This window comes from Pseudanabaena sp. PCC 7367 (assembly GCF_000317065.1).
In the GTDB taxonomy this organism is placed as follows: domain Bacteria; phylum Cyanobacteriota; class Cyanobacteriia; order Pseudanabaenales; family Pseudanabaenaceae; genus Thalassoporum; species Thalassoporum mexicanum.
In genome coordinates, this window is record NC_019701.1 from 3,527,093 (window position 1) to 3,542,134 (window position 15,042).

A 15,042-nucleotide genomic window follows, 5' to 3' on the forward strand; every position below is an offset into this window, starting at 1 on the left:
TTGCTGGCAAACCTTAATTGTCGGCTTGTTCTGGTGATGACTGAGGATAAAAAAGCAATCGATTTTATACATCAATTCTGATTACTCACTAGTAACATTACCAGGCTTTTCAATCTCTCTAGCATTTAAGACCTGTTCACGCTCAAGTTGGCTAGATATGCTCAATCCCCGAAGTTCAACTTGCACCAATTGCCATAGCCAGCCAATTAATTTAAAACCAAAGATCGCTAGTCCTACGATCGCGCCGTACTTATCCTGGCAGTAATTAAACTGAGCCGGAAGATAAAAAATCGACTTGCGATCGCCAAACAATAACTTCATCGCTGGCCAAAAATCAGGCTGAGCCGTAAGCTTGCCCTGAGCGCGAAATGAGTTTACAAAATCAGCGATCGTGGACTTGACCAATCCCAAATGCTTTGCCTGAGCATCGCCAAGAATATAGGCAGAAAATCCACTTTTCACCGCTTTCAGGATATAAGTATTATCGCCAAAATATTGAGGGCAGCGATCGCCATCGGGGAAGCCAATTTTCGCTACCACTGCCGCCGGAATCCCCACGCAATGGCCACTCATTTCACTAACCTGCACCACTTCGCCAGGCAACGCGGTTACTTGCTTGCGTCCCTGGGCTCCGGTTGGGATCAGGTTGTGGTTTGCAGGAACATTGCGATCGCCTTGCTCTGGGTTAGTCGCAGATGTGGTTGAATCTTTAAAGTCTTCTAGTTCACTTAAATAGCAAGCAGCACTGACCAAAGAATTAGGCTGAGCTTGCATGAACTGCACCATTTTGGCGATCGCGCCTGCCTCTGGCAAACAATCGTCGTTGAGCCAGAAAAAATAATCAGCTCCCTGGTCTGCCGCAGATGCCATCCCCTTGGCGATTGCTCCTGTCCACCAGAGGTTGCCATCCCCAGCTAAAACTATTACATCGGGGAATTGTTGGGCGATCGCGCCACCAGTGCCATCGCTGGAGCCATCATCCACTACGATCGCTTGATATTGGGTTAAATCCCCATTTTGTTGTAATTGATTTAAACAACTCAGCGTGATCTCGCGGCGATTGTGGGCAGGGATCACTAGAAATACGGATGGATTGGGCGAACTTTGATTAGGAGCGATCGCGGACTTTTCTGGATCAGGCATTGCAGACATTTCAGGCATTAGAGCATTTAAGCTGTACAGGTGTTTTTACTCATCCTAATTACAAGTTACACCCTTGATCCTAGCGACTAATAAACCTAAATTAGCATTAGCAATTCGATCGCCGATCCAGTTATATTGCGCTGCGAACCGATGCTTAACTGGAAACCGCTGATTTTTTATGGGATCGCATTGCCGCCACAAACTTTTCAAACAAATAGTCTGCGTCATGGGGGCCAGGGCTGGCTTCGGGGTGATATTGCACCGAGAAGATCGGTAGCTCCTTATGCTCCAAGCCGGCCACTGTTTTGTCATTCAGGTTCCAATGGGTCACCTGCGCCGCTGAACCATCCAGTGAAATACTATCGAGGGCAAAACCATGATTCTGGCTGGTGATTTCCACCCGTCGATCGGAATTTTCGGCTTGATTCTGAGCCGGTTGATTTAGACCACGATGACCAAACTTGAGCTTAAAGGTTTCACCACCCATTGATAGCCCCAGAATTTGATGGCCGAGGCAAATGCCAAACATAGGCTTATTGGCTTTCAGCAGAGCCTGGGCAGTTTTTACACCCTCAGTTACTGCGGCGGGATCGCCAGGGCCATTGGAAAGGAAAATGCCATCGGGATTATATTCTAAAATTTTCTCCGTTGGGGTATCGGCCGGAACCACAATCACGCGGCAGCCATAGCTAACCAATCGCCGCAGGATATTACGTTTTACGCCGAAATCGATCGCCACCACGGTTAGTTGCTCACCATCACTGGGCTGTTTAGCATCATCCTCAGCATATTCCCACCCGGCGATCGTGGGTTCTTGCCATTCATAAATCTGGGTGGTGCTAGCACCTTGCGCTAGATTCAAACCCTGCATCGATGGCGCTGATTTGACTTTGGCTAATAATTCTTCTGGATCGAGAATTTCCGTGGAAATGCCCCCATTCATTGCCCCCATTGAGCGCAATTTACGGGTCAGGGCACGGGTATCGATCCCGGCAATCCCAACAATGTTATGGGTTTTGAGATAATCGGGCAAAGACTGCTGCGATCGCCAATTGCTGGGCACATAGGTAATGTTGCGGGCGATCGCCCCTTTGGCCTTGGGCTTGTCCGACTCTTCATCTTCAGGGGTCACCCCCGTATTACCCAGTTCGGGATAGGTAAAGGTAATAATTTGACCGCTATAGCTAGGGTCGGTTAAAACCTCCTGATAGCCAGTCATGCCCGTATTAAAAACCACCTCGCCGATCGCCGTACCGGTTGCGCCAAACGCAAATCCCCGATAGCAGCTACCGTCCGCCAGAACCAAAATTGCTGCTTGCTTTACCATATGTTCAGTTTTTAATGCTGATTTCCAGATTTCCACCCCATATCATGGCACAACCAGCACCGGACAGGGTGATAGATTTAACACTTTTTGGCTCACGCTGTCTTGTTGCTCGTCATCAAGCAAGGATTCACCCTTAGAACCCATCACAATTAAGTTAGCATTGAGATCGTCGGCCACATCACAGATCGCAAAGGCCGGAATCCCTTGCTCAATCTTGGTCTGAGCTGTAATTCCTAGCTCCTGTAAACTCTGCTGGATTTTGGTCAGGAATTGCTCAGCGGCAGGTAATTTACTTTCTGCTTCCTCAGGGGTAACGACAGATAGTACGATTAATTTGGCTTGATATTTTTTAACAACATCAACAACTAGGTCAAAAGCATGACGCGATTCGCGGGTTTGGTCTGTTGGGAACAAGATCGTATTAAACATCTGTGCTTCGGTAAGATTAAAAACGACTAGATAAACATTTTTTAGTCTTGATTATTTATATATTGGAGGATTTATCGCAGTGGCTAAGCAAACTTTAGCAAACTTAAACTCTAGCAGCCTATCTGGCAAAAAAGTCCTGGTTAGGGTTGATTTTAATGTACCTCAGGATGATACAGGCAAAATTACTGACGATACCAGGATTCGGGCTGCGCTCCCCACAATCAAACACTTAGCTGATGCTGGTGCTAAAGTGATCTTAGCAAGTCATTTTGGCCGTCCCAAGGGGAAGGTGAACGAAGGGATGCGCCTGAATGCTGTATCGCAAAGATTGGCTGAGTTATTGGGTAAGTCGGTGGTCAAGTGTGACGATAGTATTGGCGATCAGGTAACTACCAAGGTGAACGCTCTGGGCAATGGTGATGTAGCGCTGTTGGAAAATATGCGCTTCTATGCGGAAGAGGAAGGCAACGACAAAGAATTTTCGAAAAAACTGGCATCCCTGGCGGATATGTATGTGAATGATGCCTTTGGGACTGCCCACCGCGCCCATGCTTCCACTGCCGGTGTGGCGGAATTTCTATCCCCAGCGGTGGCTGGCTTTTTGCTCGACAAGGAATTGCAATACCTGAGCGGGGCGATCGAAGCGCCAAAACGTCCCCTGGCAGCGATCATTGGTGGCTCTAAGGTATCCAGCAAAATTGGTGTGATTGAAACCCTACTCGATAAGGTAGACAAGTTGATCATCGGTGGTGGTATGATCTTCACCTTCTATAAGGCCAGAGGTTTGGCTGTGGGTAAGTCTTTGGTGGAAGAAGACAAACTGGATCTGGCTAAGAGCTTGGAAGCAAAGGCCAAAGAGCGCGGTGTGGATTTGCTTTTGCCTACCGATGTGGTGGTAGCCGACAACTTCAGCCCCGATGCCAACTCCCAAACCGTTAGTATTGAAAGCATCCCCGATGGTTGGATGGGCTTGGACATTGGTCCTGATTCCGTCAAGACTTTCCAGGCGGCCTTGGCGGACTGCATGACTGTGATCTGGAATGGCCCGATGGGTGTATTTGAATTTGATAAGTTTGCGGTGGGCACCGAGGCGATCGCCCATTCCCTGGCAGAACTAACTGGCAAGGGTGCGATCACAATCATTGGTGGTGGTGATTCGGTTGCCGCGGTCGAGAAGGTGGGCGTGGCCGAAAAAATGAGCCATATTTCCACTGGTGGTGGCGCTAGCTTGGAACTGCTGGAAGGCAAGACCCTACCTGGGATCGCTGCTTTGGATGATGCTTAGTTTTGTTTCTATCAATTTTATTGATCTAGTTTATTGATCTAGTTTATTGATCTAGGTCAGCATCAGCAGCCAGTTTTAAATCAAATCTCCTAGGGCATTCATGTCAGTAATGCAGTCAGAACAATGGTTATATATGTTTTGATTAAGGACTTTTAACCAGATTTGCTTTGAATGCTTGAAAGGTTTGATTCTGAATCTAGATCGATCGCTTAGCCATCTGAGATTTATAAACATGTTTCCCCTTGATTAAAAAGTTGAGGGGTTTTTTGTTTAAACTGCGATCGCCTCAGACCAAATTAGGAAATAGGTGATCCAAATGCCGAGTCATAAGCCTTGCTTATATAGATCGCCGATTAAAAATATATTTCATCTAAAAACTAAAACGGTATCAGACCAGCTTGGTTAATTTAGATTAGTGATTGTATGCAAAGAATCGAGCCTGATTGACAGTAATTAACACCAGCTCAGTAAAAAATAATTGAGAATAAATCGACCCGCAAGTAATCCCCGATCGCTAAAATCAGGAGATCCAAAGAGCTACTACTCGACCACGTTAATTATGATTGGTCGCACTCTTGCAAAAGAGTTATCACAATCGCAAATTAAGCATCAAATTCTTTGTGGTGAATTACTACTTAACCTAGATGTGATTCCGGACTTGATTAGGGTGTAGGTGGTTGCGGACTATTCGGGTTCAGGATTTCTGGCTTAGTAGGCAGTGGTTGCACATCGATATTATCAAACACCTTCGACATAGCCTTATAGCCAGCGTAGGTTGCTGCCGCCATAATCCCCAAAACCAACACCAGCATTACCAAATACTCAAGATCGATCGGTACACCGTAGTGAGAGCGGTAGGGATCGATCTTGGCCATATGATCGCGTTCTCTGGCCGCAAGGGGTCTACGAAACCGGAGGCGATCGTCGTCGAGTTTTTCTAGCAAAATCCAACCACATCTTGCTTCTTCTTCACATACCCGCTTCAAGGTCTTGCGTCTGCGGAACCCACCACCAGTAGTACGCAAAATCTTGAACTCCCAGCCCTTCTGCTCCTTCGTGTCGTAGGATTCATAGCGGGTCAAGTTTTCCTCTTCCTCTCTGACTTTTTTTTGCTTACTGCGTTGATGGGTTTTAAACATTCTGTCAAAAATTACTACTTGGATGCCTACGTCCAGAAATAACAAACTCATTAAAAAAGCACTAGCCATAAGCGGTGTCCCGGAATTAAAGCCGCTAACTTACTTAAATATCTTGATATTTTGATTGATCTCTAGCTAATCTTTGGTGGTCTTATCTATTTGATTATTTATTTGATTTTATGCGCTTAAAATTTGATTTATCCATCGATCGACAGCTTGCAGCCACCAGCCCAATCCAGCTTTTTAGTTGAGCTTTTTATCTAGATTGCGATCGCTGCGGTTCCACTTACCTGGTATGCCATAAATACAGGTCGCCTATATTATCCACATTTCCGGCATTAGTGCAACTGCATAATCGTAAAGCAAATGGCATTTTGGATTTAAATCTTGGCCCGATCGCCGCTATTTAAGGCTATTTAATCAATTGGGACGATTGATCGATCTGGCGATCTCTTCTGCGTTAAATTACTTTACCTAAAAGTGCATAGAAATTTGTGCATAAATATGCCAGACTATATATTGCTTTGATAGTTTGCGATCCGCATTTGGCGAGCTTGATTGGTGAATCTATCGCCAGTAAGAACATATATTCAGATATATATTTATATTCAGGTATATATGTAACAGGTTGCCTTCAATTGATCATAATTCTCATCAAGCTGGGCAATCTGGTTTTAGGTCGATCGTTTTTTGGCAAGATAAGAAGTCTCTAGTGCCCGCATGAGCTACTGATAACTGATAGCTAGTCATGTGGTAAGTAAGCGGTTGGTAATCATCAAGTAATCGGGCGATCGGTTAGGAGATTGATTAGACTTATGGACTGAGTAAATTTACGCGGTAGTCATGCAGTAGTCATGCAGTAGTAAGGATAATTAGCAATCGATTTGCAATTCGGAGCTTAGCTTGTTTGGGTTATAGATATTCAACTATCGCCTAAATCCTTACTTGTTCAGCACTACCATTTACGCTTGGATTTACAATCGGCAAAAATATTTCATGCAATATTTATTTTATAATTTTATAAGGTGATATGAATAGCTTCATTTTGATGGCAAATGTGGTGACAGAACCAGAACTGCGCTACACCCCCGACAATCAAAACTCGTTGGCTACTTTTCTGGTGCAATTTCCCGGTGGCAATCGCCCCGAAGATCAACCGATTCGATTGAAGGTGACGGGCTGGAATAATCTGGCCACTGAGATCATGGAAAAATATCACAAAGGCGATCAATTGGTGTTGGAGGGTCGCTTGGGCATGAACTCGATCGATCGGGGTGCCTATAAGGAAAAACGCGCCGAAATGACCGCCTCACGGATTTATGCGGTTGGTGGTAGCAGTGATGGCGATGGTTATAATGCTAGCCATGATGACTATGGCAGTGCTGCCCCTGCTCAGGTGCCTACGGCGGCTCCACCTGTTGCCAATAATCCTGAGTACGACGATATTCCGTTCTAGACGACTGTAAGTTACTGCTGGTTTGTGAGATGCTCAAACCATTGCCCAGTTAGCTTATGCCGTCAACGATTGTTTTTTCTCAAACCGATATTAATATTGCAAGATCTGCCAATTAATCTTGCTCAAGCCTACCAGTTGCCGGCTTAGCGCCACCGCGCCATTAATGTTTAAGTGGCTCGGATCGGAAAAAAGCTGTGGTTGATCTTGCCATTGGGTCGATAGATCGATATAGGCAAAGTCCCAGCGATCGGCCAGTTCATTCATGCGATCGTTGAATTCTTGTTCATACTGCGATCGGGCTTCATCCAGGTAGGTGCTATGCAGCGGCATATTGATTACAACTAACTCAATGTTGTGGCGGCGGCAAAAATTTGTCAGCGCATAAAAAGCATCGATCTGCTCACCATAGAGATCCAAATCGCGGTAGTCAGAATCATATTTACCAGAAACCCTGGTATATGCCTGGAAATAGGTACGCGGATCAAACACCACATTCACACCAATAAAGCCGCGATCGTCCATTTCCCCCAACTGGCTGGGCGCACTTTGATCAACAAGGCGATTGGTATTACTCAAACCAGGTGCTAGGTGATTATATCCTTCCACCAGAGCTTCCCGCAGTTGGCCGCGCTGGTCATAGGCTTGCAAGATCGCATTGGCTGTATCTCGTAAATAAGGAGAGTGCTTGAGGGTTTGTTTAGCTTCATCCAGATTATCCCCTGCTAAATCAGGGCGATCGCCTCCAGAGATTAATAGTTCTAAATACCCCTCCGAGCTGGCAATATCTTGATAAGTGAGATCTGGGCGGCTGCTGTTAAATGCTCGCACCCCATCGGCCAAAATAATCATGCGGGGCAATTGCTCCGGCGACATAATCCGGGTTAGTTGCAGGTTAACTACCTGAGCCGTAGCGCCATTAATCCCCATGTTAAAAACTTCAACATGCTTATACACCGGGTCATATTCCTGGAGCGATCGCTCTAGGGTGACAGGATCGATACCCCGAAAGGCTCTTGAGCTGCCAAAAATCATGACTTCTGGTGGTTGGCGATTGGCCGCCACATGCCAGCGTAATAACTCTAGCTTTTGATTGAGATGTTCATTGTTGTAGTTGGGTAAAGGTTCTTGCTCTGCTACTATGGCTTGATCTAAATTTGCTGGTGGTGCGGGCAGCACAGCAGTGGTTGGTTCCGGTAAGTCATTCACAAACCCCACCAAACTACGATCGATCACCAGGGTGGTTGCTAGTCCTACGATCAGGCTGGTGGTGCAGGTAATCAAGCCAAGATCATTATTTTTTAGTTGATTGCGTCTGGGGGGATGTCCATTGAGGCGATCGGCTGGACTCGGAGCAGAATCGGCAGTTGTGACTAACCAACGAAACTTGAAAAACTCTCTACTCCATTGCTGCAAATAGCTTAGGGTATTGGTTCCAGATTTTTTGAGGATCTGCCAGCGATCGACTTGCTCAATTTGCTCTAAATCAACCGCATGATTGCCATTGCCAGATTCAAGAGCATCAAATGGGACTAAATTAGCTCCTAGACTATCCGCAGCATGACCATTTCTACTCGTTCCATTAGCTCCATTAGCTCCATTAAGCAAGCCTTTACCATTGGTTTGGGCTGAGTCCGGCTCAACCCCAATCACCGCCAGATCGACATCAAACCGCCAGGAAACAGATTTTGCCCCGGCAACCCGACTTGAAACCGTGACTGATTGGAAATATTCTGATGGGTGCGATTGGCGTAACACTTCCAACACTGGCAAGGCTGTAACCGCCTTAACTAGTTCTTGCTTACTCTCGCATAGCACACTCAAGCAGTTGTATTTTAATAAAACTTTTAGAGTGGCCTGAGCCAGTTGCGGCAATTTAACCAATCGCTCGGTAATACCCGCTGCCACAAAGGCCGCATCCCCCAATGGCATATCCAGCCCCAAAGCCCATTTTTTGCCATGCAGTTTCATCCGGTTGATGCCTTCCGCATGGATCGCCGCATTAGAAGCGATCGCTGAGATTACCTGATGTGGCGCGTTGGTTTTAATGTGCAGATATAAACAATCACCCTGCTGGCGGGCTTTGGTAATTGCTAAATTGTCCAAATGCCACCCCGATTCGGATGGGCGATCGCTAAGGGCTAAATTTTGTCGATGCGATTGCGACAATTCCATAAAAACATCACCTGCCGGACTAGGGCTAAAGCTTAATATCTATTCCCCTTAATTGGCAACTATTTTACAATGGCATTTAGGCTCTACCGACTAGTTTCAAGGTTCAATTAATGCTTGTTCAAGCTCTCTCATGCCTGCCCACAGTACCCTAACCGCAAGCATCCTAATGCCTAAACACATTATCGTAACCGAGCAAATCTAGCTCTACGATCGTGGGAATATGATCAAAACATTTGATCGCTAAGTCATAACGCTCTTCTCGTTTGAGCATCTGGGTCAGGGTTTTAGATATGGCCAACAAATAGCGCACATCATTGGTGGCATATTGCAATTGATGCTCAGACAGGTTTTGAATATTACCCCAGTCAGAGGATTGGGCGGACTTATCAAGATCGACCTGGGTTAGCTCCTTGACCACCTCGCGCAAGCCGTGTTTATCGGTGTAGGTGCGAGCTAGCTTACTGGCGATCTTAGTACAAAAAATTGGGCTGGTATTAATCCCCAATTGATATTTAAGAATGCCCACATCAAACCTGGCATAGTGAAATACCTTGGTTACATGGGTAGCTTCCATGAGCTGTTTGAGGTATGGTGCTGATTCGATCCCTCGTTCTACTCGCACCAGGCTGATATATTCATCTTCGTTGCAAATTTGCACCAGACAAAGGCGATCGCGGCGAGGTATCAATCCCATTGTTTCGGTATCCACGGCGATCGCATTACTGCTCAAATAAACATTAATGGCGCTTTGGTCTAAGTCATTATCAAAGATGCGGAAGCTTTTTATATTCATGTAGCGCTTGATCTTTTTTATCCACTTAATAATATTAATCAAATTAATGGCCGCTTGGTTTGGTGGCAATTGGCGTTAACCTTTCGTTGCTTTTCCTGCTTACATAGCTTTGCTATTATGCACCTAAATTTGCCTGATGTTTATTCATCTTTATAACTAATAAATACGGCGATCGCCTTTAATAGAGATGTTTACGATCGAAGCATTAATTACTTATTTGTAACTTATTTGTACGCGATCTCTTATGTATGTGCTGGTTAGATATCCTTAATCAAAATATGGGTAACTGCTGCTCTTGCTAAGTTAAGTTCTGAGCTAAAGGAGATGAGCTTAGGGCGATCGGCCTACTAGAAAATTGATTGCTATATCCTACAAATGATTATGCATAAAAGCGCATGACAATCATTGGCTAAGCATGTATATTAGTTTGTGTGAGGAGGATAAAAGGAAATTTGCTCTTGGAGTCGAAACACGGAAAGACGCCCAGGGGCTTTTTCCTTTTATAAGCTTTTTTAGCCTCTGGTCGATCGCTACCAAGACTAGAGCCATAACAAGACTTAAATTTAATCACAAATTAATTACAAACTTTTTAATTACAAGTTTTGGTTACTTTTGAGCGCTGCAAGCACCTACCAGAAATGATTTAGGGGAGGTAATCTGGGTTAACTAGAATCCTGGCCGGAATTGTCTATTCCCAGAGAACCTGTTGAATTAAGTGAATTTCGCGGCGATCGCTAATGTTTGTTCACGGCAATGATCAATTATTTGCCTGTAAAAATTAAAGTTGTTAATTGTCTAACCCGAAGTTGTTTTGTTAAGAGAGTGATTCACGGGTTACCCGATTAATCTTCAAATCCTGGCTATTGGAAAATTCTTGCAGCATAAACAACACATAATCCGGCTTGAGATTATCGCCATTGGGCAGACAACTACCCACAAACCTGAGCTTGGGCGATCCCATAAACGGGTTGACATCAATTAGCTCAATTTCGTGCAAACGATCGCGCAGTTCGATCATTTTTTCCTTGCCCGATTTGGTGATCTTGACCATCTGGATTGATGGAGCAGCAATGATCCGATCGAGCACAGCCTGCCAGTAGTTGCGATCGCGTTTTTCAATCGGTTCATTAGCTATTTGTTCAGCAATTGCGCCGCAATCAAACCCCAATTCGATCGTATATTCAGCCCTGGTAATTGTGCGTGCTGCTGATTTAGCCTTGAGATCAATTTCAACCACATCAAGAATTGGTACATCCTCAGGTAGCTTGGCCGCCAAGCGTTGCTTAAACTCCGCTGGATCAATGGTTTCTAATAATTCAAAATCAGCCACCTCACCATTACTGCAATAGCCCAGGGGCAGGGCATTGGCGATCGCAATGCGGGGGCCAGGATGGAAGCCACCCGTAAACGACAGCGGTAGTTGGGCGCGTCTTGCTGCCCGTTCAAACAAGCGCATTAGATCAAGATGGGAAATCAGCGCCATTTGCCCCAGCTTGCCAAACACCATCCGCAACCGCTGCACACTGGCGATCGGCTCCAGGTTAGTTTGCTGCAAAAATTCTGGGATTGGTGGCGACTTTAGCACCACATTATGGCCAAAGCTAGGCCCGCACACGCCGCATTGATAGCATTTAGCAAAGGAGCAATCGGGGACAACTTTAGCTTCTAGGGACTGATACCAGTCATCAATCAACCATTGCTTATCTATTCCTGTATCCAGGTGATCCCAGGGCAAATCAGCTTCCAAAGCAGGCAACGGCATCTTCCATTGCAACCCTGCCTCAGCGATCGCCCGTGACCAGGCAGCAAATGCTTGTTGGGTGTTCTCAAACCAGGAATCCATTCCCGCGCCCTTCTGCCAGGCATGTTTGATTACCTGCGACAGGGTGCGATCGCCCCGCCCCACAAAGTCTTCCATCGCCGAAATGCGTACGTCAGTGTAATTCACCTTTACGCCGCGAATCTTCCTAAACTCAGCCCGCAGTAGATCCTGCTTGCGTTCAAATTCTGTTGTGCTCACGCCATGCCATTGAAACGGTGTATGGGGTTTGGGGGTGAAGTTAGAAATCGTGACATTAAAATTAAGCCGTTTACGACCTTTGGTGCGGCATTGTTCCTGCAACCAGGCGATCGTTCTGGCAATGCCCAACACATCCTCGTCGGTTTCGGTGGGCAAGCCAATCATGAAATAGAGCTTGATTTTATCCCAGCCCTCATCATGGGCAATTTTAATCCCGCGTAGCAATTCTGCATCGGTCAAGTCTTTATTAATTACATCGCGCAGCCGTTGGGTGCCTGCCTCCGGTGCAAATGTTAACCCTTGATTGCGGCCATCACCTTTTAGCACATTGGCAATATTATGATCAAAGCGATCGACCCGTTGGCTAGGTAGTGAGAGGGTGACATGCTCATCGGGGAAGCGCTCTTTAATCTCTAAACCCACCGCTGGCAAAGCCAGGTAATCAGAACAGGAGAGCGACAATAGGGAAAATTCGTTATAGCCTGTCTCGCGCATTGCCTTTTCGACCGTATTCACGATCGCTTCTGGTTCCACATCCCTGGCCGGACGGGTGAGCATTCCCGGCTGACAGAACCGACAACCCCTGGTGCAGCCGCGCCGAATCTCGATCGTGAGGCGATCGTGAACAGTTTCAATGTAGGGAACCAGACCAATACTGCGCTCTGGCATGGGGGTGGCTACCCGACGCAAAATCCTGGCTGGCACATCAGGGCGATTGGGTTTGACTGCACCAGTGAGTGGATCGCTATCATAAAACTGCGGTACATATACACCGGGCACTTGCTGTGCCAAATCCAGCAGCATTTCTTGGCGCGATTTACCGGTTTCCTTGGCAGTTTTTAGCACTGCGCCAATTTCTGGCAAGCATTCCTCACCATCTCCCATCGCCAGGAAATCAAAAAATTCCGCATAGGGTTCAGGATTGGAAGTAGCGGTTTGGCCGCCAGCAAAAATCAGCGGTAAGCTTAAATCATTGGGACTAGCTGCCTGACGTTCGCGCCAGGTGAGCGGAATTTGCGCCAGATCCAACATTTCCAGAATATTTGTCGCACCCAACTCATAGCTGAGACTGAAGCCGAGAATGTCAAACTCCACCAACGATCGCTTTGACTCCACTGCAAACAAAGGCGTATTGGTTTCCCGTAGCTTGCGGGTCAGATCGGCTGCGGGCAAATAGGCACGATCGCAAAGTTGCCCTGCTTGCTGATTGAGAATGCTATAGAGAATAATGTGCCCCAGATTAGAAGCTGCCACCTCATAAACTTCAGGATAGGTAAGCGACCAACGGATCGTAGCTGATTGCCAGGGTTTATGCACAGCCCCCAACTCATTTCCCAGATAACGGGCGGGTTTTTCAATCTCGGCAGTAATCAGGTTTTCGATCTGTTGGGTAAGTGTCATTGGCAAAGTCTCAAGTATTGAAGATTGAAGATTGAAAATGGTCTACAGGTTATTTAGGCTATTAAGTAACTAGGATTAGCTCTGTGCTGCGATCGCCATTCCCTCAGTTACCAGTTATATTCTACTGAGTCGATCGAAATGGTTGATCAAATAAGCTTGAAAATTAATTCTAAGCTTGAAAATTAATTCAATTATCATTTCCCATTTCAATACTAATTAATTTGACGGAGTAATAGCTGAGTTATGACAATATCTTAGGCATATGGAGTGAAAAATACGCAAAAGCTTGTGATCTATGCCCATAGAATGGATGATCGCATATTGATAATACGCTTAATAAATTAGCTCTGGATCTTTACTTCGGCCGATCAACAATGATTTAAATAACCAGCACTAATTAGCACTAATCTAAATCACTATCTCTGCCCTGGGTATGGGTGAGACCCAGACACAAGTTTGTATACTCTTTTATGGGCTCATCAAGATTATGACTGTATACTAAAAACAGCAAATATAAAAACAAGATAAAATCAGGTTGCTTGCCCACATAAATACCCCATTTGCCCGTGAGTAATGATTAACCAATTTGAATTATGAAGGATTGCCATTAAGACTCAGTTATTTATCAGTTATTTAACCGATCGAATTGGCTACCCATCATAACTTTCTTGGTTGACCAACGCTTTAGTGCAATACCTGCATTGTAAACACATCAAGCTAATTTAGGTTATAGGTTAACGTGAATACTGTCCGCACCGTATCTGACGCAAAACGCGATTTCTTCCAAGCTTTCCCGCGACCGATCAATTCGGTTTATCGCCGGGTGGTTGATGAACTGTTGGTAGAGATGCATCTGTTGACGGTAAATCAAACCTTTGCCTATGACCCGGTATTTGCGCTGGGGGCGATCACTGCCTACGATCGCTTTATGCTGGGCTATGAGCCTGAATCAGAACGCGATCGGATTTTGCCAGCCATTTGCGGTGCCGTACATCTCAATGCGGAACAAATGCGCCATGATGCTTCGAGTCTGGCGGAATTAGCCATGCGATCGCCGATCGATGTGAAGCAGTTTTTGACTTCCCTGGAAACTACCGAAAATCTGGAACCGCTCACGGGTACGATCCGCGCGATCGCTGCCAATCAGAAGTTTAAATATAGCCGCCTGTTTGCGATCGGTCTGTTTACGTTGCTGGAAACTGCTGATCCCAATACCATGTCGGACAATGACAAACGCCAGGAATTGATCAAGCAGGTGGGCGATGCGCTTAACCTGGGCTCAGAGAAGCTGATTAAGGATTTAGACCTCTATCGATCGAATCTGGAGAAGGTGGAACAAGCCCGCCAGATGATGAAGGATTTAGTCGAAGCAGAGCGCAAAAAGAAGGAACAGCGGGAGAATCCCCCTAAGTCTGATGCGGCGGCTTATGCTGCTGAAGATGGACAAGATGCACCAAAGCCCGAAGATGAAGCAAACGATTCTTCTAATTCTTCGACCGAGGCTAATTCTGAAGCTAATTAACCTGCATTAAGCCTGTGGCCGACTCAGACTCGCTGATAATTGTTACCACCACCGTAGCCGATCGCCCTACTGCCGATCAATTAGCGCGATCGCTGGTGGAAAGTTGTCATGCTGCCTGTGTGCAAATTGTGCCAGAAATCAGCTCTACCTACTATTGGCAGGGTGAGATGTGCGTTGAGGCAGAATGTTTGTTATTGATTAAAACGCTGGCCTCAAAATACGCTGAGTTAGAAGCAGAGTTGCGATCGCTCCATCCCTATGATGAACCGGAAATTGTGGCGATCGCGGCTAGTGCAGTGAGCCAGTCCTATTTGCAATGGGCGATCGATGCCTTGGCACGGCAAAAATAAGATTT

At 46.0% G+C, this 15,042-nt stretch carries 11 protein-coding genes; 4 read left to right on the forward strand and 7 right to left on the reverse strand.

Annotated elements, in window-relative coordinates; translation table 11 throughout:
• Positions 1–81: 81 nt before the first annotated feature.
• From PSE7367_RS13980 to PSE7367_RS13990, 3 genes are all read right to left on the reverse strand, one after another.
• Positions 82–1,161, reverse strand: coding sequence for a glycosyltransferase family 2 protein (locus PSE7367_RS13980; RefSeq protein ID WP_015166008.1), 1,080 nt, complete (start codon positions 1,159–1,161; stop codon positions 82–84).
• Positions 1,162–1,297: 136 nt separating this feature from the next.
• Positions 1,298–2,470: a glutamine-hydrolyzing carbamoyl-phosphate synthase small subunit gene (gene carA, locus PSE7367_RS13985; protein ID WP_015166009.1), complete on the reverse strand. Its 1,173-nt coding sequence runs from the start codon at positions 2,468–2,470 to the stop codon at positions 1,298–1,300.
• Between the two features lie 42 nt (positions 2,471–2,512).
• Complete coding sequence (locus PSE7367_RS13990) at positions 2,513–2,899, reverse strand: universal stress protein (protein WP_015166010.1); 387 nt, start codon at positions 2,897–2,899, stop codon at positions 2,513–2,515.
• 79 nt (positions 2,900–2,978) lie between these two features.
• On the opposite strand from PSE7367_RS13990, the gene PSE7367_RS13995 reads away from it, so the two are divergent.
• On the forward strand, positions 2,979–4,184 hold the full coding sequence (locus tag PSE7367_RS13995; RefSeq protein ID WP_015166011.1) for a phosphoglycerate kinase: 1,206 nt from the start codon (positions 2,979–2,981) through the stop codon (positions 4,182–4,184).
• 662 nt (positions 4,185–4,846) lie between these two features.
• Here the strand turns inward: PSE7367_RS13995 and PSE7367_RS20565 are convergent.
• Entirely contained in the window at positions 4,847–5,392 is a 546-nt protein-coding gene (locus PSE7367_RS20565; RefSeq protein ID WP_015166012.1) for a hypothetical protein, read from the reverse strand.
• A gap of 961 nt (positions 5,393–6,353) precedes the next feature.
• Here PSE7367_RS20565 and PSE7367_RS14005 point away from each other — a divergent pair.
• Positions 6,354–6,779: a single-stranded DNA-binding protein gene (locus PSE7367_RS14005; protein ID WP_015166013.1), complete on the forward strand. Its 426-nt coding sequence runs from the start codon at positions 6,354–6,356 to the stop codon at positions 6,777–6,779.
• A gap of 90 nt (positions 6,780–6,869) precedes the next feature.
• On the opposite strand, the gene PSE7367_RS14010 is transcribed toward PSE7367_RS14005, so the two are convergent.
• The 3 genes from PSE7367_RS14010 to PSE7367_RS14025 form a co-directional block, all read right to left on the reverse strand.
• Positions 6,870–8,951: a D-alanyl-lipoteichoic acid biosynthesis protein DltD gene (locus PSE7367_RS14010; protein ID WP_015166014.1), complete on the reverse strand. Its 2,082-nt coding sequence runs from the start codon at positions 8,949–8,951 to the stop codon at positions 6,870–6,872.
• A 163-nt stretch (positions 8,952–9,114) separates the two neighbouring features.
• Positions 9,115–9,744: a ribonuclease D gene (locus PSE7367_RS14015; RefSeq protein ID WP_015166015.1), complete on the reverse strand. Its 630-nt coding sequence runs from the start codon at positions 9,742–9,744 to the stop codon at positions 9,115–9,117.
• Positions 9,745–10,558: 814 nt separating this feature from the next.
• Entirely contained in the window at positions 10,559–13,165 is a 2,607-nt protein-coding gene (locus tag PSE7367_RS14025) for a TIGR03960 family B12-binding radical SAM protein (protein ID WP_015166016.1), read from the reverse strand.
• A 739-nt stretch (positions 13,166–13,904) separates the two neighbouring features.
• Between PSE7367_RS14025 and psb29 the strand changes: the two genes are divergently transcribed.
• Positions 13,905–14,687 (forward strand): photosystem II biogenesis protein Psp29, encoded by a 783-nt coding sequence (gene psb29, locus PSE7367_RS14030; RefSeq protein ID WP_015166017.1) that lies wholly within the window; start codon positions 13,905–13,907, stop codon positions 14,685–14,687.
• A gap of 14 nt (positions 14,688–14,701) precedes the next feature.
• Entirely contained in the window at positions 14,702–15,037 is a 336-nt protein-coding gene (cutA, locus tag PSE7367_RS14035) for a divalent-cation tolerance protein CutA (RefSeq protein ID WP_015166018.1), read from the forward strand.
• The last annotated feature ends 5 nt before the right edge of the window (positions 15,038–15,042 follow it).

Bases quoted from the DNA above. Each gene is read 5' to 3' on its own strand.
- PSE7367_RS14025 (WP_015166016.1), bottom strand. From the start codon at position 13,165: ATGACACTTACCCAACAGATCGAAAACCTGATTACTGCCGAGATTGAA.
- PSE7367_RS13980 (WP_015166008.1), bottom strand. From the start codon at position 1,161: ATGCCTGAAATGTCTGCAATGCCTGATCCAGAAAAGTCCGCGATCGCT.
- carA (WP_015166009.1), bottom strand. From the start codon at position 2,470: ATGGTAAAGCAAGCAGCAATTTTGGTTCTGGCGGACGGTAGCTGCTAT.
- PSE7367_RS13990 (WP_015166010.1), bottom strand. From the start codon at position 2,899: ATGTTTAATACGATCTTGTTCCCAACAGACCAAACCCGCGAATCGCGT.
- PSE7367_RS14010 (WP_015166014.1), bottom strand. From the start codon at position 8,951: ATGGAATTGTCGCAATCGCATCGACAAAATTTAGCCCTTAGCGATCGC.
- PSE7367_RS20565 (WP_015166012.1), bottom strand. From the start codon at position 5,392: ATGGCTAGTGCTTTTTTAATGAGTTTGTTATTTCTGGACGTAGGCATC.
- PSE7367_RS14005 (WP_015166013.1), top strand. From the start codon at position 6,354: ATGAATAGCTTCATTTTGATGGCAAATGTGGTGACAGAACCAGAACTG.
- PSE7367_RS14015 (WP_015166015.1), bottom strand. From the start codon at position 9,744: ATGAATATAAAAAGCTTCCGCATCTTTGATAATGACTTAGACCAAAGC.